The organism is Actinoplanes hulinensis (assembly GCF_019429605.1).
Classification (GTDB): domain Bacteria; phylum Actinomycetota; class Actinomycetes; order Mycobacteriales; family Micromonosporaceae; genus Actinoplanes; species Actinoplanes campanulatus.
The window spans coordinates 65673-84970 of record NZ_JAHXZI010000025.1 but is presented as its reverse complement, the minus strand read 5'-3'; the positions used below and the strand labels follow the sequence as shown (position 1 = coordinate 84970).

Below are 19298 nucleotides of genomic sequence, written 5' to 3'. Positions count from 1 at the left end.
GCAAGAGCAGGTCCGGGTGGCGGAATGGCAGACGCGCTAGCTTGAGGTGCTAGTGCCCTTAACGGGCGTGGGGGTTCAAGTCCCCCCTCGGACACGATAAACCCCACGCAGGTCATTCACGTTTCACGTGATACCTGGTGGGGTTTTGTGCTTTACATCCTTTCTTCATGGTCCACACCCGCCGGGCCGGTGGCCGCCGATGCGGCGATCGCGGCGCTGGCACTGCTGACATCTCGATCACCTCACCCCCTTCGCCGCACGACGCAGACGCCTCCAGGGCTCCGGCAAGAATCTCGAGTTCGTCGGATACCGCAAGTTGGTCGGATAGGTCGTCCATGCGCGCGACGGGAATCGTGACCTGCTCCCCAGGCTCGGCACCTCCACAGGTGCGAGCTCGGCAGGCTCGGCGAAGAGCTCCTGCACTGGCATTACCGCCGCGTCCTCGATCGTGAGGGTGCCGAACCCGCAGACGATCACCGCGTCCCGTGCCCGCAGGTAGGACGCCAGGTCCTCGACGCCGCCGAGGTGAGCGAGGTCGCTGTTGGCGGTGATGAGGTCTTGGGCCAGGCGGGCTTCCTGCCGGTACACCGCCCGCACCCGGTCGGTGGTGGGCAGGTGCGCGCTGGTGTGCCCGTGGCGGCACCGGTAGGCCGCCCGCCGCAGCCAGTGTCCGGACATCCGCCGCCCGCAGACACCGCACACCAGGAGCCCGGTCAGCGCGTACCGGCGCGCCTGTCCGTCCTCCGGCATCGCCCGGGCGGTGATCGCCTGCGCCGTGGTGAAGTCTTCGTCGCTGATCAGCGCGAGATGCATGCGTTCCGGGGAGATCACCCACTCGTCCCGTGGGCTTCAGGCCCGCACCGGGCCGAGGCATGTGCGCCGGTCCCCGGGCACCGCCTCGCGGTGGTCGGTGAACTGCCGGTTCCACACCTCACGGCCGGTGTACCGCGGGTTCGCCAGGATCGCCGCCACCGTCCGCAACGTCCACACCGCACCCTCACGATGAGGATTCCGCATCCGGTCATACGCGGCCGGCGACAAGACCCGCCGCTCGTTCAACACCCGCGCGACCCCCGCCGTGCTCATACCCTCCAGCCTGCGCGCGAAGATCCACCGCACGTGAGAGGCTGTCACCGGATCCAACTCCAGGCAATGCTGACGCCGGTCCCAACTCGCGCGCACCTCGTTCGGGTGCTGGCCCGCATCCACCAACTGGTAGCCGTACGGCGGCCAGCCACCGAGATGACTGCCTTGCTCACCCGTCCGGGCGCAGCTCGACCCGATCAGCTACCAGGCCGTCCAGGCCCAGCAGCCGGGTCGTATCGTTGACCATGCTCGCAGCTCTTCACTTGTGACCATCCGAAATCGACACTCAGATGATCACCGAAGAGCTGCGAGCCCTCATCCCCAGGGCAGATCGATCAACGCACCCCGCTCAAGTTCGAAGAGCCCTGATGACCCAGCAGCATCAACAACGCCCGATGCTAGGCATCATCGAGATCGACCGGCCCCAGCGCCTCGGGTATCCACACTTGCACACCGAAGCTGCGCAGAGTCTCGATCAGGCAAACTGAAACGGGCGGCGAAGGATCAAACCCTCTGACGGATCGAGGTCGAGGCCAAGCCCTCGCAGAGCCGTAGAACGGATCTCCTGCTGGAATACTAAACAACCGCCGGTCGACAGCTACCTAGAATTAAAAATGACCTATCCAAAGAACTGGATCATAACCTCGAGGTCACGATTTGCGGCACGACACAGATCCTGGTTAGACCTCTTGAAATCAGCAAGTACGCCGGTGTACGAGTCCCCCAAATGGCGATCCAACTCTCTCTTCAGTAACGCCGGCATCAAGCCCCAATTTCTCTGACCAGCAGAGAAATGCCATTCAACAGATCCGTCCAGCGATCCAATAGCGTCACGAATAACCAGAATGGCCTCCGGTCGTGGAACTGAATATCGCCAGACGATCAGCGCAGGCCGAACTAGATCATCCGCCGGATCCAGGCCTACAGAAATCCGAAACCATTCAATAACGCCAAGCCGCCCGAGTGCAGCCAAAACCTTTTCGCTTTCAATCACGAGAATGATCCCGAAAATCCCGGTGGGCCGAACCTGATGCCACCTGAATTAATACCACGCATCATTTTCATATAATCCCCCCAGGGGACAGGTGTCATACTAAGCCGCGGATCGTACGCGTACTGGCCGTCAGTGTACACATGATGATAAGAAAAGTCAGCGATTGACCGACCCCCGTCTTCGGCGACCTTCAACCAATTATTTGAACCAGCAACGAACGATACGATACGACCCTTACCGTCGGCCGATCTCATCAGGCTACTTGCAATCTCTGAGCAGTCGAGACAATAGTCATTGATGTTTTGGCGACGCATAGCCTCGGTGACAGCTGCATTTGGCGGATGGGCGGCGTTAGGTGCACGAAAATCAAATAGACCTGGCTTACATGGGGTGTTATGTACAAGGACTGGGGCTTTACCGGCAAGCACATAGTACGTGTGTAGGTCAGCAACGGTGAGGTTGTACGCGGGGGCGTATTCGCGGCTCTCCTCATCCATCCCGTCAACGACGACGGTACCGGTTGGGGTTCGAATGAGGTCGCCGCGCTCGAGTAGTTGAGCATCTCGCCAGGCCTGGTCGGTTTCGCTCCAGAACGGATGATCCTCAGTTGTAACCAGGCGTTGACCGTCGATGAAAAGCTCGTACAGGTCATCGTCGTGAACCCAGACCTTTTCGACTCTGCGGGGACCTTGTTCTCCGGTCTCGGGGTCGGTTGCGAGAACCACGTCTCCTGTCCCTACCTCAGACAATGGTTTGGTTGTGCCGTTGGCGAGGAGGATTTCCGTGTCTCCTGAGAAGCTTTTCAACCCACACAAGCCTTGGTAGATCTTCGTTCCGCTTCTGACTCCGCTCATCGTTGCGGAGAGCCCCAGCACGCTACCTCCGCCGTACATGGCGAAGGCGGCCGTGTCATCCGCGAGGGCTGCGGCACAGAGCACGACACCGGTAGCCGCACAGCCCACAATCCCGCCGGTAGCGGCCATTACGCCTGCGATTTCCACGAGCGATTTTGTGGTGCCAACTCCGGAATTAGGATTCTTCCAAGGGTTTCCTTTGTCGCAAACGTCCAGCGAATACCCGAAGGTGTTTAGGCAGACGAAGAGGTATCCGGATTCTGATTGATCTGCCCAGGCGAGGGCCTCGCCCATGGTGTAGGCGCGGGTTCCCTGGTAGCCGGAGTTGTGCATCGCTTCCCAGGAAATTTGCTTCGGGTTCGGCGCTGGCTCAGATTGACAACTGAGGTCACATCCGCCACCGCCGCTGTTTCCTCCACCCTCGCCGCCGCCGGAGTCGTCGTTGGCGGGCGTCTGTTGGGGGTCACCGCCAGGGTTGCATTTCGGGTCTTCGGCGCATTGGCCGCCGCCGGGGTCGGTGCCGCCAGGGTCGGAGAGAGTGACGGGAGTGTTGTTGGCGTAGGAGTAGCCGTTCCATTGTTGCGGGTTGGTTAGGTCTTGGATGGGGTCGACGGAGATGAAGCGTCCGTTGGTGGGGTCGTATTCGCGGGCGCCGAGGTGGACGAGGCCGGTGTTGTCGAGGGTTCCGCCGACGTAGCCGCGGTTGTTGGGCCAGGTGTCGGCGGTGATGCCGCGGGGGGTGCCGTAGGGGGTTTGCCGTCGGACAGTGGCCTGCTGGTTGGTGGCGTCGATGGCGATGCCGGCGGTGCCTTGGTGGTCGGGTGACAGCCAGGTGAGTCCGGTGCTGGTGCGGGAGCCGATGGTGGTGCCGGCGTGGCTGTAGTAGCGGGTGCAGCTGGTGGTAGCGGTGCTGTTGTCGTAGCGGATTTCCTGGCCGGGCAGGTATAGGGAGCGGCCTTTGGCGTCGCGTTGGATGAGGCGGTTGCCGTCGGCGTCGTAGATGTAGGTGGTGGTGCCGGTGCTGTCGGTGGCGGTGTTGAGGTGTCCTTCGGGGTCCCAGGTCAGTGTTTGGGTTCCCGAGGATTCGGTGGGGCGGGTGAGAGTGTTGCCGCCGGCGTCATAGGTGTAGGTGCCGGTGCGGGCGCCGGTGGTACTGGTTACCGCGTGAGGTCGCACGCTGGTGCTGCCCGACGGGGGGTAAACGTAGCCGGTTTTCGTTTCTCCGGCGGTCGTGTGCAGGGTCTCTTCGGTGCGGTTGCCGATGGTGTCAAAGGTCCAGCTCTGCCAGTACGGGGCCGGGCCGCCGAGTGAGTCTGTTGAAGGTTCGACCGTGCAGTCGCCGCTGCCGGGTGTCCATGCCCGGGTCAGGCGGGCCAGGTGGTCGTGAGTGAAGCATTGGGTGTCGTCGTCGCCTGCGGGTGCAGCGTCGGCGATCTTGGTGATGTTTCCGGCGTTGTCGTACTGGTAGGTGGTGTCGGTGAGGATGTAGGGGGCGACGGAGTTGCGGTCGGTGCGGATTCCGGTAAGCCGGCCAGTTTCGAGTTCGCGCTTGTACTGGGTGTAGATCCTGCCGTCGCCGGTTCCGGTCTGGAGTTTGACCTGGTCGAGTTGGCCCAGGGCGTTGTAGTCGGTTCCGGTGACGTATGGCTGGCTCGTGGAGCCGTACAGGCTGTCGACGGTCGTGGGCTGACCGAGTGAGTCGTACTCGTAGGTCAATTCCTCTGACGCCAGGTCGGTGTTGAGGTTCGGGATGTTGGTGGTCTTGATGGAGCCGTCGAGGTTGTAGGTGTTGGTGTAGTAGTAGTTGCCGCTCAGGCCGGTCTCGGTGGTCGGGATGGTGATCTCGGTGGTGCCGGGCTGGTAGCGGTCGTTGTAGTCGTGGATCTTGACCTGGTACATCGCTGAGCCGACGAAGCGGGTGGAGTACGACAGAAGGCCCTTGGCAAGGGTGTCGTAGGTCCACTGGGCGCGGATGACGCCACCGATTCGGTCATCGAAGACGTCGGTCATACGGCCGAGCGCGTCGTACGCGTAGGCGATCTTCTTGCCGCGTGCGTCGGTCGAGGTGAGCATGTTGCCGAGGTCGTCATAGGTGTACTTAATGATTCCCTTGTCGGGGTCGTCTACCTCCGTCTGTCGGCCGCGGATGTCGTAGGTGTAGTTCCAGTCGTTGCCGAGGTCGTCGATGAGCTGAGTCTGGTAGCCGCGTGCGTCGTATTTGTATTCGGTGCTGACCCAACTGTCGGCGGTGTACGGAGTGGGCGTGGCGTCCGCGTATTGGCGTTGTTCGATGGTGCGGCCGCGAGCGTCGGTAACGGTGGAGATGGCGGTGCCGCCCGAGGGCGGGGTGACATCGGTGCGGTCGCCGCCGTAGGCCGTGGTGGTTCGCCAGCGTTCGACACCGTGGGGCTGGAAGACGCTCGCGACGGCGCGGCCTGCACCGTCGTAGAGGGTGCGGGTCTGCGTCGGGATGGTCGCCGCATCCGAGCTGGTGAGAAGGGTGCCGTCGGGGCTGCCGTTGGCATGGTAGGCGCTGTACTCCAGAACCTGCCGACCGGCGCTGTCGTAGAAGTTCTCGGTGAGGATCCGTCCTCCGGACGGCGACGGTGATTGGGTCTGCCGGGGGCGCAGCAACCCGTCATAGAGGGCGTACGAGGTGAGGTAGCCGCCGGCGGCGTTGAGGATCGAGGTGCTGACGACAGACGGCTTGTCGATGTTGAGGGCGTAGCCGTACTTGATGCTCGCCGTGTCGCTGCCCTTGGTACGTCCAGGTGTCCACACCGCGGTCAGCCGGCCGAGTGGGTCATGTTCGGTGTCGGTTCGTTTGTCGTTGGCGTCGACAGTCGCTGTCGGCGTGCCCCACGCGGGCTCGAGCGTCGTCGTCGTCCTGTGGTCGAGGTAGTTCTTTGTGAATGTCGAGGTGACCGGACCGTCGCTCCCGGGGGTGTAGTCCGTGGTGGTGGCGTAACCCCGAGCGTCGGTGATGGAGGTCGGCCGGCCGTGCACGTCGTAGATGGTCTTGCCGGTCACGACGAAGCTGGGTGCTCCGTTGTTCCAGGCGGACATCTCCTGTACCTGGGTGGGCAGGCCTTTCGTCGGTGCGGTGCCGAAGTCCTGGTTGTCGTAACTGGTGCGGGTCTCTCCGATGACCTTCGCTTCGGTGAGGGTCCAGGTGATGTCGTCGCATCCGACCGCGTAGGACTTGACGCTGTGTACGCGGTCGAGGATCCACGCGTCGGTGTTCCGTGGCGTGTAGGTCTTCTGCTTGCATTGTTCGTCGCCGTTGACGCCGTCCTGGCCGAGGTCGTCGATGCTTTCGATCATTCCGTATTCGTCGAAGGTGTTGACGGTCTTGGTGACATGTTCGCCGCGGCCGCCGTCGAGGGTGACGCGGTTGGTCGTGGATTCGACGCCGGTGTAGCGGGCGGTCACGGTGTCGCCGTTGATGGTGCGGGTGGCGGTGGCCGCCGACGCCCACGGCTTGTGGAGGGTTTGGGAGACGATGGCGCTGTTCGGGCCGTTGAGGTAGGTCGTCGACGAGCGTGTCTGCCCGGCGAACCAGTCCTCGTCGGCGATTCCGTCGACGTTGATGTCCCTGCGTTCGGGGGTGGTGTTCGTGTCGAGGCGGTCGCCGTTCATGCCGCGGAAGTAGCGGGTCTCGGTGTAGCTGGACTGGCCGGGATCGCCGACGGTGACGCCGACCTTGGCGAAGCCGCGGTAGTCCGACCAGGTCTGGTACTTCTTCTTGGTCAGTCCGTCGTCGTCGCTGTAGTGCCAGGCCGCGCCGTTGTAGTAGGTGTACTTGTATACCTTGCGGGGACTGCCCAGCGGCGGGACGCCACCGGTGTTGTCGTGCTCGTAGATTTCGGTGACGACGTACTTGTTGAACCAGTCGGTGACAGGCTCGGTCTTGCCTTCGGGCACCCATTTCACGGGGTAGCAGAGGCTGGTGTTGGTTGCCGGGGATGGTGTTGCCCCGGCTGTGCAGTCCTGCTGGGAGTACTCGACGCTGATCGTGGCGCCGGTGTCGGTGCGGATGCTGCCGATGCGCATCCAGGTCAGCTTGCCCGCGAAGTCGCCGGTGGTGTCGACCCGGTTTGCTCGCTGCACGGGGGTGAACTCGACGTCGGGGGTGGCAAGGGTGCCGCCGACCAGTCCTTCGTGTGCCAGTTTCGACAGCCATAGGCCAGCCCGGGTGCCGTCGCCGGGGTCCGGGAAGGTGTGGGTCAAGGTCCACCGGTCCACGTCACGGTAGCCGGTCCCGTTACGGACCTGGGTGGTGACGGTGTGCAGCCGCTGGGTGGACCAGAAGGTGGGCGAGTACTGGTCCTCGCAGGTGGCGCCGGTACACTCGGCATCCCAGGGCACGTCCGGCCAGCGGATGGCGTTGTGGGTATCGCATTCGCTCCGGCAGCGGTCTTGGTAGGTGAAGTTCACCCGCATCGGCGCCGCGGTCTTGTGGGCCGAGTCCATGCCGCCGCTGCGGCGGGTGCCGTACCGGATGTGGTCGAGCAGGGCTTCCCGGTCGTAGGAGGCGGCGTCCGACTTTTCGAGGTTGCGGGCGTATTTGTTGGTCTTCTTGACGTACCAGTAGGACATCGAGTTGCCGGAGGTGTCGACGACGTAGTCGAGGTTCCAGCGCCAGGACTGCATGCAGTCCGAGTCGATGAAAGCGGTGGCGTGGCACGGCTCGTCCGGGTCATTGCCGAACACGGGTGCGGTCAGCACCGAGTTCGTCAACGTCTTGCCGCTGGTCCAGCCGGGGAGCCGGTTGATGCCGAACCAGTACTGGGTGCCGTCGCTGGTGGTCAGGATCCAGTATTCACCGTTGTTGTCACCGTTCGTGGCGCCGGTCTTGCGTTCGATCCTGCTGGCATCGTCGCCGCGCAGATGCCAGCGGTTCTCGCTGGTGTTGAAGATGAGCTCACCGGAGTGGCCCGCCAGTGACAGGGTGGCGTTGTCGGTCTCCCAGCAGAGGTCGCCGGTCTTCTTGTCGTTGTTCGCCGACTTGTTCATGTCGTCGGCGCAGCCCTTGTAGCGGCGTTCGATGAAGCCGCCCGACGGTTCGTCGAATCCCTCACCGACCCGAGAGGGCTGGTTGTTCGAGGCGGCGTGCCGGCCGTCGACCGACTGTGACGAGTACGCCAGCGCCAGCTGGGGTGCGGGCCCGCCTAGTGACGGCGGCACGGCCATCGGATAGTTCCAGGAGAAGTTGCCGGAGTTACCGCCGGCCGACCAGGTCGACGACGCGTTCAAACTGGTCGCCGCGAAGTCACCGGCCGGCCCGGACGTCGCCGCGGTGGCGGCGACCAGCGTCGACGCGCTGGATACGGCGACCTCTGCCGACAGGGTCTGTGCTGTGACGTCGTTGTCGGTGGTAAGCGGGGTGCCTTCGCATCCGGGCTTGCTCGGGGTGGTCAGCGCACACGCTGGTAGCGACCTCAGGCGAAGCCGGCTCGACCAGTCGGCACCGTAGGCGGCGGCGAAACCCTTGTAGTCGAGAGTGACCTTGGTCGTGCCGGCCGTGGTGACCCCGTCGGCGCGGCCGAGCCGTAACAGCACCCCGCGGACGCCCGCCTGTTCGGTGGCCTTGCGGTCGAGGACCTCGAGCTGAACCTGCGAGGGCACGTTCTGCTTCTTCGCGGGCTGTTCCACGCGTACGGGAAGGGTATCGGCCTGCCGGGCGGCGATGCCCGGCGCGGGCACGCTGATGATCTCGCCAGCGGCCTTCGGCCAGACGGGTGCGGGCCTTGCCGAAGCCGGCGGCGGGTCGGCGCGCTTCGCCGGCGGAGTGATCTTGACGGGTTTCACCGGTACCGTCGGCACCGGCGTGGCCGCCTGCGGTTTGTACGGTGTCGGCTCGGCGGCCATGGCCGGGGCGTGTCCCAGCCCGAGGACCAGAGTGACCGCGAGGCTCGCAGCGATCGTGATGCGCGGCTTGGACACCAGCCGGCGGTCGGCGGGCGGGGATGAGTTCATCTGACGCTCCGAGGAAGCAAAGAGCCGGATCATGCGGCGGTGGGGGGGTCGATCCGAAGGGCGACGCCGGGACGCAGGGCGGGGAGCCGGTCGGCGTAGATCAGCGCGGTGAGTCCGTCCTTGGCACGCAGGCCGATGGTGGAGACGCCGCCGCTACGGATGTACGAGTTGTCGGTGCCGGGGTAGACGTAGGTAAATCCGCCGGTCTCGTCGAGGATGGCCTGGAACGTGACACGCGTGTCGGTGTCGGTGTGGAGCCTGACGTCCCGCCACTCCACCACGTACTGCCGGTTCGGGGCGGTGCCCCGGACGGTGGTACGGACGCTGGACTGGCTGTCAGCCTCCCAGTCGCCGCGCAACGGCAACAGGGATGCGTTGGCGAAGTCGAGCGTGCCTTCGGTGCCCACGGACATGCTGTGGTGTTCCTGGCCGTACAGGTGTATCGCGAACGGCAGCTCGACGGTGGTCCAGGTGTGGTAGCCGTCGGCGCCGGCCAGGGTTGTGTCGCTGCCCAGCGCGGTGTAGGCGGTGTCGGTCTCGGTCAGCGTGTAACCGGTGCCCTGCGCAGTGGCGTGGAGGGTCACGTCGACGGGCTGCATCGGCTCCCCGATCAGGACGGTCCTCGTCACCGTTCCGGCGCAGTCGCCGTCAGGGATGGTGACGAGCAGCGTCTGGGTCTTGGCCGGGATGTCGCCGATGAAGTAGCCGCCGTCGGATTCGGTAGTCAGGCTCTGTCCCGCGATCGACACGACGGCACCGCCGACAGGCTGGCCAGCGCAGGTGATCGTGCCGTTGACGTAGCCCGTCTCCGTAACCTTGGGCGTGTACGTCACGCCCAGGCCGCTGTGGAGCAGGTCGGCGCTGTACAGGTATTGGAAGCCTGCGGCACCGCCGGGGCCTTCGACGCCGACGGTGGCTTCGGCGCCGCGTTCGATCGGGTTGTCGTCGATGCCGTCGTAGGCGTAGGCGACGGTCCCGTCCTCCCCGAAGATGATCTCGAAGGAGGCGCGGACCTCGCCGTTGCCGTACGAAGCGACGTTGCGCCATTCGACGATCCACTGCCGGTTCGGGGCGGTGCCGCTGGTCTTGGTAGCGATCGCTGCGGAGGAATCGACGACCCAGTCATGCCAGAACGGATAGGCGGCGGTGTTGGGGGTGCCGTCCTCGGCCGGGGCCGGGATGGCGGTGTGGTCGGGGCTGGTCGCGCCTTCGGGGCCGAAGGTCAGCAAGCCGTTGCTGCTGATCCACGGCGTGGTGGTGGACTCGCCGTACAGCTTGATCGGGAACGGGGCGGTGGTCTTCCACGCGGCGTCGTCGCCGGTCCAGGACGTCTGCACGGTGTCGGCGGCGGTAAACGGCCGGGCGGTTTCGGTGCAGGTGTAGAAGGGGTCGGCGTCGTTGTTCACCGTCAGGTCGGCCTTCGCGTCGCCACGGGTCTTGTAGATCTCAGCGGTGGCGTACTGGCCGAGGCAGCGATCGTCTGTGGCGGAGGCGAGCACGTAGTAGGCGCCGGGTGCGATGTTGGTGAACTGATAGCTGCCGTCGGCACCGGTGGTCGTGGTCTGTCCGCCGGGGTTGAGGGTAATCGTCCGGCCGGCGATCGGTTCGGTGCTGACCGCCTCGGTCAGCACACCGGCGATAACACCGGACGCGGCCGGGGTGTAGGTGATGGAACTGTTGGCGGTCAGTGCCGGTTCCCAGTCGGAGTAGTAGGCCGTGGTCCGGAAGGACATGGACACCATGCCGACCGTGGACGTGCTGCCCTTCTGCACGTCGGTGCTCATCGCCCCGTAGTGGTAGGCGATGCGGCCGTCCTCGTGCAGGACCGCCTGGAAGTTAGTGCGGTCGCTGCTGCCGCCCAACTGGGCGTTGCGCCACTCGATCACGAAGGACCGGTTCGGTGCGGTCCCCCGGGATGCGGTGTACACGCCGGCCTGATCGTCGATGATCAGGTCACCCCAGAGCGGAGTGAGGTAGCCGCCGCCGATACCGATCCATCCGTTCGTCGAGACGGTCGCGTAGTTGTGGGAACGGCCGTAGAACGGCATCGAGAACGGCAGGTACACGGTCGTTTCGGCGTCGTCTCCGGTCAGCCACGTATTGGTGTCGGCAGCGGCGTAGCCGGAGGCGCCGACGGTGCAGGCGTAACCCATCAGCCCGTAGTCCGGGCCGTACTGCAGGTTCCGGACGGTGTCGGCGGCCAGGTCGACGACCGCTTCCGCCTTGGCCGCGCAGCGGCTGCCCTGCTTGCTGGTGACGGTGTAGCTGTCGGCGATCAGCCCGTAGAAGGCGTAGCTGCCGTCAGCGGTGGTGGTCGCGGTCAGCCCGCCCGGGTCGAGGCTGACGGTCGCGCCTGCCACTCCTGCACCGGCGGCGTTGGTTACCTTGCCGGTCAGGTTGTGCACCTCCAGCGGGGCCGCGTTCTCCTCGGCGAACACGACCGCCGTTCCGTTGGCCAGCACCGGGTCCCCGGCCGAGTAGGAGAACCCGACGTCACCGGTCGGCGACTCGGTACCAACCAGCGCGTTGCCGCCCTGCTCGGCCGCGTTGTCCAGACCCGAGTAGTTGGTGGTAACCACGCCGTCCACGCCCAGGGTCACCGAGAAGCTGAGCCGCTGGCCGGTGTCGCCCTTGCGGTGCACGTTGTTCCACTCGATCAGCACCTGCTGGGTGGCACCGGCGCCGCTGACCGCTGTCCGCACGTTCGCTGACGCGTCGACCACCAGGTCGTCCCAGAACGGGGCGATCAGGCCGCCGTTCGGATCGGTGGTCGATCCCAGTTGCCGGTTGCCGATGTTCGGGAAGGACGTACACGTCGTACTGAAGACGATCAGACCGTTCGTATCGACGCACAGATCCTGGAAGGCGCCGCCGTAGAACGGGAACGCGAACGGCAGGGTCACCTTGGTAGACGCGTCGTCGCCGGTCAACGGAAGCACCGCGCTGCCGGTGGCGAACGTCGCGGTCCGCACCGTGCAGAGGTAGTTCGCCTCGTCCTTGATCCGGTAGAGGGTGATCCGCAGCTCCGGGCCGGTCTCGTCGACGGATTTCGGCTGACTGCCCGCCGAGCCGCAACGGCCGTCAACGGTGGCTCTCACGATGTAGTTGCCGGGCACCACATCCGGAAAGTCGTAGAAACCGTAGGCGTCGGTCTGCGTGGTGTACGACGATCCACCGATGCTCGGTGTCATCACCACCACCGCGTTCGCAACGGCCTTCCCACCGTCGTAGGTGACATTACCGTTCAGGCTGGCAGGCGCGATCACCACGAATTGCTCCTGGTTCGCAGGGCCCTTGCGGACGGAATCCTCCGCAAGGGCGTACACCTGCCTAGGGCCACGAAGGGATCCTGCGGGGATGCTCACCGTCGCGGTGCCGCCGGCTGTGGTGGCGTTGACGGGATCCCCCGAACTGCTGCTGACGGTGCTGTACCAGAATTTGGTGACGTTGGTGTCACCGCCGGCGTCGAAGGTGACCCGCAACGTGCCGTTGGCCGTCACCTTGGCCCCATCGGGAAAGCTGATCACCGGTTTCAGCGGCATGGCCTGCTTTTCGATCGCCTCGGTCGTGGCGACAGTGGGGTACACCTGCACATCGTCGAGAAGGCCGTTGAAGAATCCGTCATCGGCGCCGTTCCACTTGCGTTTGCCGATGGTGACCGGGCCGGTCGTGTTGAAGCCGCCGACCAGTGGTTCGGAGCTGGGCTGCGCAACGCCGTTGACGTACAGGGTCAGCTTCTTGGTCGTCGCGTCGTAGACACCTGTTAGATGAGTCCACTTACCCGCGGTCGGCGCGGCAACAGAATTTGCCGAGCGCAACGCCGGGCTGGCCGCATCGGAGCCGGCCATGGTGAACCGCCACTTGTTGGCGGGCCCGTCATAGCCGAGCGTGTACGCCGATGTCAGGTTGCCACTGGCGGCGACCGCCACCTGCTGCCCGGTGACCCCGGTCGTCGTGGCGAGTTTGACCCGGGCAGTCACGGTGAAACTCGCGTCGGTGCGGACCGGGACCGACGTTCCAGCGCTGATGTTCGGGTAGGTGACCGTCGCACTGGTGGTAGCCGACCGGGCGGAGGTGCCGTTGAGCGACAGAGCGCTGCCGACGTTGCCCCGGCCGGGAACCCGGGTGCCTCCGGTCAGGGTCAACGTGTTGTTGTGCTCAGCTTTGTCATCCGCGGTGATGGTGTTCCCGGCGTCGTCGAAATCCCAATCCGCGGCGGGACCGGAGCCGTTCAACACCTGGAACCGGTAGGTCGCCGCCTCCGCCGAGAAGTTGCCGGCACGATCCTTCGCCCAAACGTAAAGGGTTTTGATGCCGTCGGTCCTCGGGGTCCACGATGGGATCGAACCGGTGAAATCGACGTTCACCGGCACAGTCGGGGCGTCTTTCTGAGAGCCGCCATCAAAACTCCACGCGTACTCCTTAATGTCCTGCTTCTGTTTGAGAGCCACCGCCTCAGACACGCCGGTGATCACTGGAGCAGCGATCTGGAAGGCACCGGGATAGCCGACCCCGCCGCTCGGATCGGTTGCCGAGTAGTTGGGCGAACTGAGCGGGCCGGGCTTTGGCGGCCGCGTCGCATCGACGGTGAACTCGCAGGTCTTCTGCGACCAGGTCTCCATGCGCAATTTGTCATTGGGGTCACGGTCGATGGTCTTCGCATTCCACGCATAGGTGGCACCATCGACAAGCATCGGCAAGGTGCCCGTCACTAGGCCCTTTTTGCTCTTTTGCGACACGGAGCTGACCGTTTGCGGTGGGCTGATCGGCCAATAGTAGAAGTACGTCGTAAGGTGCGTATCCCCCGGGTCAGGGTCGTCCTGATATCCCGACAGCGTGACGTCGGTGGTCGTCGTCACATAGGAACGGCTGGAGCCAGTGGCGCACTTCTTCGAGGTGTGAGTCTGCTGGTTCGCCAGCGGCAGCGGCGCCGCGTTGTAGGTGACCGACAGCCGCGCCGTCGACGGCTTGTATCGCTTCCACTGGTTCTTCGTCGACTCGTCGATCGCCTTCATACCCAGCGTCACGGTGGTGTCCGCGTTGCTGACCAAGCCCTTGACATTGAACTCGATGTCGCCAACACCGTCGCAGCCGTGTACCGCGCCGTACTTATGGTTGGCCTTAGACCCGGACTGCGCGGACTCACCCCACTTCTTCGGCGCGTTGTTCCAGGTTGTCGCCGAGGAGATGTCGCTGCCCATCCGCCAGACCTTGGCGTAGCTGGCCGGGCTGCACGTCCACGACCAGCGTTGCTGGATATAGAACGTGGCGCTGCTGATCTCACCCTTGACGCGCGTCATGTCCAGCCGGAAGAACGATCGGATGATGTGATCCGCGCACCCGACACAGTCCTCGGTCCGCCCCACGCCCGCGGATCCCGTGATCGAGCCATCGGTCAACGCGGTCGTGTTCTTCCAGAACGACTTCGTCGGATACTTGCTCCACACCGACGTCCACGCCCCACCCGACAGCCAGCCGGTCACATCGGGGTCGATGTAGACCGGGAACTCGGTGCGGGGATCGGACAACATCGCCTTGTCTGGCGTGATGGTCACGGACTCGGCGCCAACACTGATCGGTATCACCGCCTGCCGGGACCGGGCGCCCTGCACATCCTCCCCCGAGGGGCCGAGGTCGCGCGGGGCCTCGTCCTCCGCCGTCGGCACCGTCATCGACTCTTCGATCGACTTGGACGAGTCCCACATCAACGGCGCCGGCGTGGAGAAAACCTCCGAACCCGAGGCATCGTGCGCGGACAACCCACCCGACGCGTTCTTGCGAACCTCGATGCCCTTGGTCTCCAGACCGAACTTCAACGACGCCAGCTTCGAACTCGCCGCCGCCTTGCGGGTTCGCACCACCAGCACCTCGGAGAACCCGGTCGCCGATGCGGTCACCTGCAGGTCGACCCCTGGATAGACGCTGGGATAGATGGCGGTGTCACCCTTGAGCTTCGGCTTCGGTAGCGCATTCGGCCACCGCAGAGCGAACTCACGGTCGCCGTCGACCAGCCGGCCCACCAAGGTGTCGCCGCCGTTGGAGAACGTCATCGGAAGCAAGGCAGCCTTCGGCACCACACCGTCGGCCGTACGTTTCAGCGTCGTGTCCACCGGCACCCAGCCGCCGCCCTGACGCACCCGCTGGGGCTCGACACTCTGCTCCAGAGTCCGGGTTCCGTCCATGTTGGCAAAGATCTGGGAGTACTCGGTCCGCTCCGAGAGGATCTCCACGGGGCGACCGCAGATCACCGCCATCCGGCTCGCAGCAGTCGCGTCAGCCTGCTCCGCAACACACGCTGGCGGCGGCACAGCCGAAGCTGGTGTTGGCAGCCCGACAACGTGTAGCCCACCGGCCACCATCGTCGCAGCACAAAGCACGGCAACACGCTGCGAAACCCGCAGATGGACAGCAGTCATTGTCGTTCCCCCGCAGAGTCCCAACGATCGAACAATCGATGACTTTAAACAATCAAGATCACCTACGTAAAGGGCTCGAAGGCACCAAGGCACAGAACCTCGAGATCTATCGATCAATTGCATCGTCACGTTCCATAGCACGCGCTCCGAGCGGCACATTGCCATCGTGGCCAGGCGCAGCGGCGCCGCGCGATGGCAGTCGGGAGATCGGCCGCCTGTCGGCCTGGCCGTTTGCTGCTGGGCCGATTCACGACCGGGCAGGATCGTGGTCTGAATCAGACAGTTCAGCGGGCACCCGGTTGGGAATCTGATGATCTCCACCGCGGTGCCGGCTGGACCTCTACTCCTCGATCTGTTCGCTGAGCGCCAACGGGTGCGGTTCGCCGGTCAGGCCGGCCAGGGCGGTGGCGACTTCCTGCAGGGTGGCTTTGACGTAGCGGGCGGTGGTGCCGGTGTCGTTTGGTGATTCGGCGTGGCCGGCGTAGGCCAGGGCGACGCCGTAGCCGTAGACCCGCTCGACCCAGGTCAGAGTGGTGTGGCGTAGCCAGTGCGCGGACACGCCCTGTGCGGTCACCCAGGGCAGTTCGCGGCCGATCCGCATGAACAGGCCGTCGTAGCGGCGTCGCCCGACCGGGCCGCCGGTCAGATACCGCAGCAGCTGCTCATCTGGCGGTGCTCCGCGCTGGTGGACGTGGTGCAGCAGGAACGACATCAGCGTCGGTGATACCGGCTGACGGCGGAACGTGCCGCCCTTCTCCCGCAGCATGACCAGGCACTGCTGGACGTCCAGGTCCTTCGGCCGTACGCGGAGCAGGCCGCCGCGTCGGCAGGCGGTCTCGATGTGGAACCGGACGATCAACGCGTCCAGTTCCGGATCCCGACCCCGCGTTGCCGCAGCGGTCACGAGTTCGCCGAGGCGCTCGTCTGGTATCGCGATGCGCTGGGAGGCAGGCCGGCGTGGTTTGGCGACCTTCCTCGCCGGATCGTCGGCGTCGGCGATCAGCCGGTCCGCGACCGCCCGCCGATACACACACCGCAACGCGGTGATCAGATGCTCACCCGAGCCGGTGCCGCCCCGGAAGTTGCGGCGTTGCACCGCTTCGGCCTGCACCTGCCGCATCAACGTCTCCACCTCCGTCGGGGTGACCTCGTCCAGACGCCGATCACCCCACCGGTCCACCACCTTGCGCAGATAGTTGCCGTACGTGCGGGCCGCACCGGCGCCGATCGCGGCCAAGACCACCGGCACGTACTCGCCGAACGTCGGCACCTGCGGCCGGATGCCCGGTGTCTGTAGTAGATCCTGTGGGGTGATGCCCATCTGATCCAGCAGCGTCCGCGCCGCCTCGAGGACCTCGGGCTTGACCCGGCTCGTGGTCACCGGTCACCGCCCAGCACTGCCGTGTGTATCGGCATCGACCAGTGATCCAACTGGACCAGAGGGTGCACCACCAGCAGGCCCGGATTTGGGATCGCGGCCAGCAGCACCCGCTCGTTGACACCGATTCCGACCGCTCGGCGCATGCTCGACGGCAGCCGCAGACAATGCCGGCCACACACCCCTTGCCCGCCCGCATCGTCAGCACTGATCACGATCACCTTGTGCGCGACCGTGAACGACACCTCAAACCGGCTACCCAGCCGAGCGTCGCCATGGCCCGGGTATCGGAGATACGGCCTTTACCGTCCACGGTGCACATGCCGAAGACGACATCCCGGCGCGGCGGCGCCGGCGCGTCGGGAAGGGGCAGCGGTTTGCGGCTCACCCTCGCCCGCCGGACCGACTCCCGGCGATGGCCTTCGCGGTCCTCGGTGTTCATCCGCGGCACCAGCGCAGGCAACGGAACTCCTCTCACCACTGCGAACACCCGCCTGAGCGACTGCGCAACCACGGCTGCGGGGCTACAGTCAGTAGCAGGACGATCGCTTCGACAACTGCACAGCCCGCGGCTTCGCCAGCCCGGCGGTTGACCGGTCCGCCTGTACTGAACAGGCGAAAGACCTGAACCCGGGGTGGCATAGATGCCGCACCACGGTGTTCAGGCGCACTCGTTGACCCGATGTCCGAATGTGTAAGGAATGCCGCAATCGAGGGGAATAGTCCTCGGACACGATAAACCCCACGCAGGTCATTCACGTTTTACGTGGTGCCTGGTGGGGTTTGTGCTGTCCAGGCCTTCTTCACCGCCCACACCCGTCGTGATGGCGGCCGGCGGTGCGGCGATCGCTGCTCTGTCCGGGACGTCTCCTCGCCAGCAGTGTTCTCGGGGTTCTGTTCTTCCTCCGGCTTCGGCTCCTCCACTGGCTCGCTGCCGGCGACGGTGACTTCCGGCTCGTCACTCTTCTCGGGGGACGGCTCCGATTCTGCGAAGAGTTCCTCCTGGACCACGACCGCGCTCGCGTCCTGAACCGTCAAGCTGCCGGCCGTGCACACGATCACCGCGCCACGTGACCGGAGATACGACGCCACGCCCTCAGCGCCTGCCAGATGCGCCAGGTCGGGGTTCGCCGCCAGGATCTCTTCGGTGATGCGGGCTTCGGCCCAGTACACCGCCTTCGGCCGGCTACCGGCCAGGTGAGCGCTGGTTCGCCCGTGCCGACACCGGTAGGTCGCTCGGCGGAGCCAGTGACTCGACATCCGCCGCCCACACAAGCCACACACCAGCAACCCGGTCAGCGCATACCGATGAACCTGCCCGTCCTCGGGCATCGCGCGGGCGGTGATCGCCTGCGCCGCGGTGAAGTCCTCGTCACTGACCAGCGCCGGATGCATCCGCTCCGGGGAGACCACCCAGTCCTCCCGCGGATTCCACACCCGCACCGGACCCAGACTGGTCCGCTTGTCCCCCGGCACCGCCTCACGATGGTCGGTGAACTGCCGGTTCCATACCTCACGGCCGGTGTACCGCGGGTTCGCCAGGATCGCCGCCACCGTCCGCAACGTCCACACCGCACCATCACGGTGCGGGTTCCGTACTCGGTCATAGGCGGCCGGTGACAGGATCCGCCGCTCGTTCAGCACCCGGGCGATCCCCGCCGTGCTCATTCCCTCCAGCCGCCGCGCGAAGATCCACCGCACGTGAGTGGCCGTCACCGGATCCAGCTCCAGGCGATGCTGACGGCGGCCCCAACTCGCGTGGACCTTGTTGGGGTGCGGGCCGGCGTAGACGAGCTGGTAGCCGTACGGCGGACGGCCACCGAGATGGCGGCCCTGCTCGCGCACCTGCGCCGCCATCGCCGACCGCACCCGAAACCGGCTGCGCAGCACCTCCCGCTGCGACTGATGGCCCAGCATCATCAACAACGCCCGATGCTCGGCATCGTCGAGGTCGACCGGTCCTCGCGCCTCCGGCAACCACACCTGCACACCGAGGCCCTGCAGAGTCTCGATCACCCGTTGCGCCTCACCGCCAGCGAAGGCCCGCTCTAACTCCCCGACCACCACAGCATCGAAAAGACGGTCCGGGCCGGCGGCAGCGGCCAGCAACGCGGCCGCCTGCGGACGTCTGCGCCACGGCAGGCTTCGCGAGGCACCCGGGTCGAAGAACTCCGCCACGATCCGGCCCCGGCCGGCAACCAACCGCTGCGCCGACTCGAGCTGCCACGCCCGCGACGACACCGGATCCTGATTACTCACTCGTCGAGATTCGCCCGTAGAAGGCGAACGGAATGCCACCGGTACTCGGGGCATACGTACGGCCGCGGGCCCGTGGTACGGACGGGCCGCTCTGCAGCCATGCATCGAAAGCATCAACCGTTGGCGGCGAAGGAGAAGGCAAAGGCGTTGGCATCGCGAACCACCTCGATGGAGAGGAACGAGCCCTTATCTATCGATAGCAGCCGCAGAGCCCTGCGAGACATAGAGGCATCGAAACCATTCACCCTTACGACGCTCACAGCAGGCGAGGCACCATCCTCAAAGGTGACGGGCACCGATCCCGCTGGCAGTACCAACGCTTCAGCAGGAGT

Annotated in this window: 8 protein-coding genes and 1 tRNA gene; 1 reads left to right on the top strand and 8 read right to left on the bottom strand. The window is 65.3% G+C overall.

The window, feature by feature from the left end:
• Positions 1 to 10: 10 nt before the first annotated feature.
• Positions 11 to 94, top strand: a tRNA-Leu gene (locus tag KZ829_RS36415).
• 143 nt (positions 95 to 237) lie between these two features.
• Here the strand turns inward: KZ829_RS36415 and KZ829_RS36410 are convergent.
• From KZ829_RS36410 to KZ829_RS36375, 8 genes are all read right to left on the bottom strand, one after another.
• On the bottom strand, positions 238 to 831 hold the full coding sequence (locus KZ829_RS36410) for a recombinase zinc ribbon domain-containing protein (RefSeq protein ID WP_220148378.1): 594 nt from the start codon (positions 829 to 831) through the stop codon (positions 238 to 240).
• Between the two features lie 18 nt (positions 832 to 849).
• Entirely contained in the window at positions 850 to 1134 is a 285-nt protein-coding gene (locus tag KZ829_RS36405; protein ID WP_220148377.1) for a recombinase family protein, read from the bottom strand.
• Positions 1135 to 1705: 571 nt separating this feature from the next.
• The gene (locus KZ829_RS36400) at positions 1706 to 2080 is read right to left on the bottom strand and encodes a hypothetical protein (RefSeq protein WP_220148376.1); all 375 of its coding nucleotides are present in this window, start codon (positions 2078 to 2080) and stop codon (positions 1706 to 1708) included.
• Positions 2077 to 8913, bottom strand: coding sequence for an RHS repeat-associated core domain-containing protein (locus tag KZ829_RS36395; protein WP_220148375.1), 6837 nt, complete (start codon positions 8911 to 8913; stop codon positions 2077 to 2079). Before KZ829_RS36395 ends, KZ829_RS36400 begins: the two co-directional genes overlap by 4 nt.
• Positions 8914 to 8942: 29 nt before the next feature.
• Complete coding sequence (locus KZ829_RS36390; protein WP_220148374.1) at positions 8943 to 15329, bottom strand: NIDO-like domain-containing protein; 6387 nt, start codon at positions 15327 to 15329, stop codon at positions 8943 to 8945.
• 340 nt (positions 15330 to 15669) lie between these two features.
• Positions 15670 to 16710, bottom strand: coding sequence for a tyrosine-type recombinase/integrase (locus KZ829_RS36385; protein WP_308285814.1), 1041 nt, complete (start codon positions 16708 to 16710; stop codon positions 15670 to 15672).
• Positions 16707 to 16952: a hypothetical protein gene (locus KZ829_RS36380; protein WP_220148373.1), complete on the bottom strand. Its 246-nt coding sequence runs from the start codon at positions 16950 to 16952 to the stop codon at positions 16707 to 16709. The genes KZ829_RS36385 and KZ829_RS36380 overlap by 4 nt, the downstream gene beginning before the upstream one ends.
• A 517-nt stretch (positions 16953 to 17469) precedes the next feature.
• Positions 17470 to 19080 (bottom strand): recombinase family protein, encoded by a 1611-nt coding sequence (locus KZ829_RS36375; protein WP_246636879.1) that lies wholly within the window; start codon positions 19078 to 19080, stop codon positions 17470 to 17472.
• Positions 19081 to 19298 lie beyond the last annotated feature (218 nt).

What these genes read in the sequence shown, in the direction of transcription:
- KZ829_RS36390 (WP_220148374.1), bottom strand. Translation starts at nt 15,329, where the DNA reads ATGACTGCTGTCCATCTGCGGGTTTCGCAGCGTGTTGCCGTGCTTTGT.
- KZ829_RS36375 (WP_246636879.1), bottom strand. Translation starts at nt 19,080, where the DNA reads ATGCTTTCGATGCATGGCTGCAGAGCGGCCCGTCCGTACCACGGGCCC.
- KZ829_RS36395 (WP_220148375.1), bottom strand. Translation starts at nt 8,913, where the DNA reads ATGAACTCATCCCCGCCCGCCGACCGCCGGCTGGTGTCCAAGCCGCGC.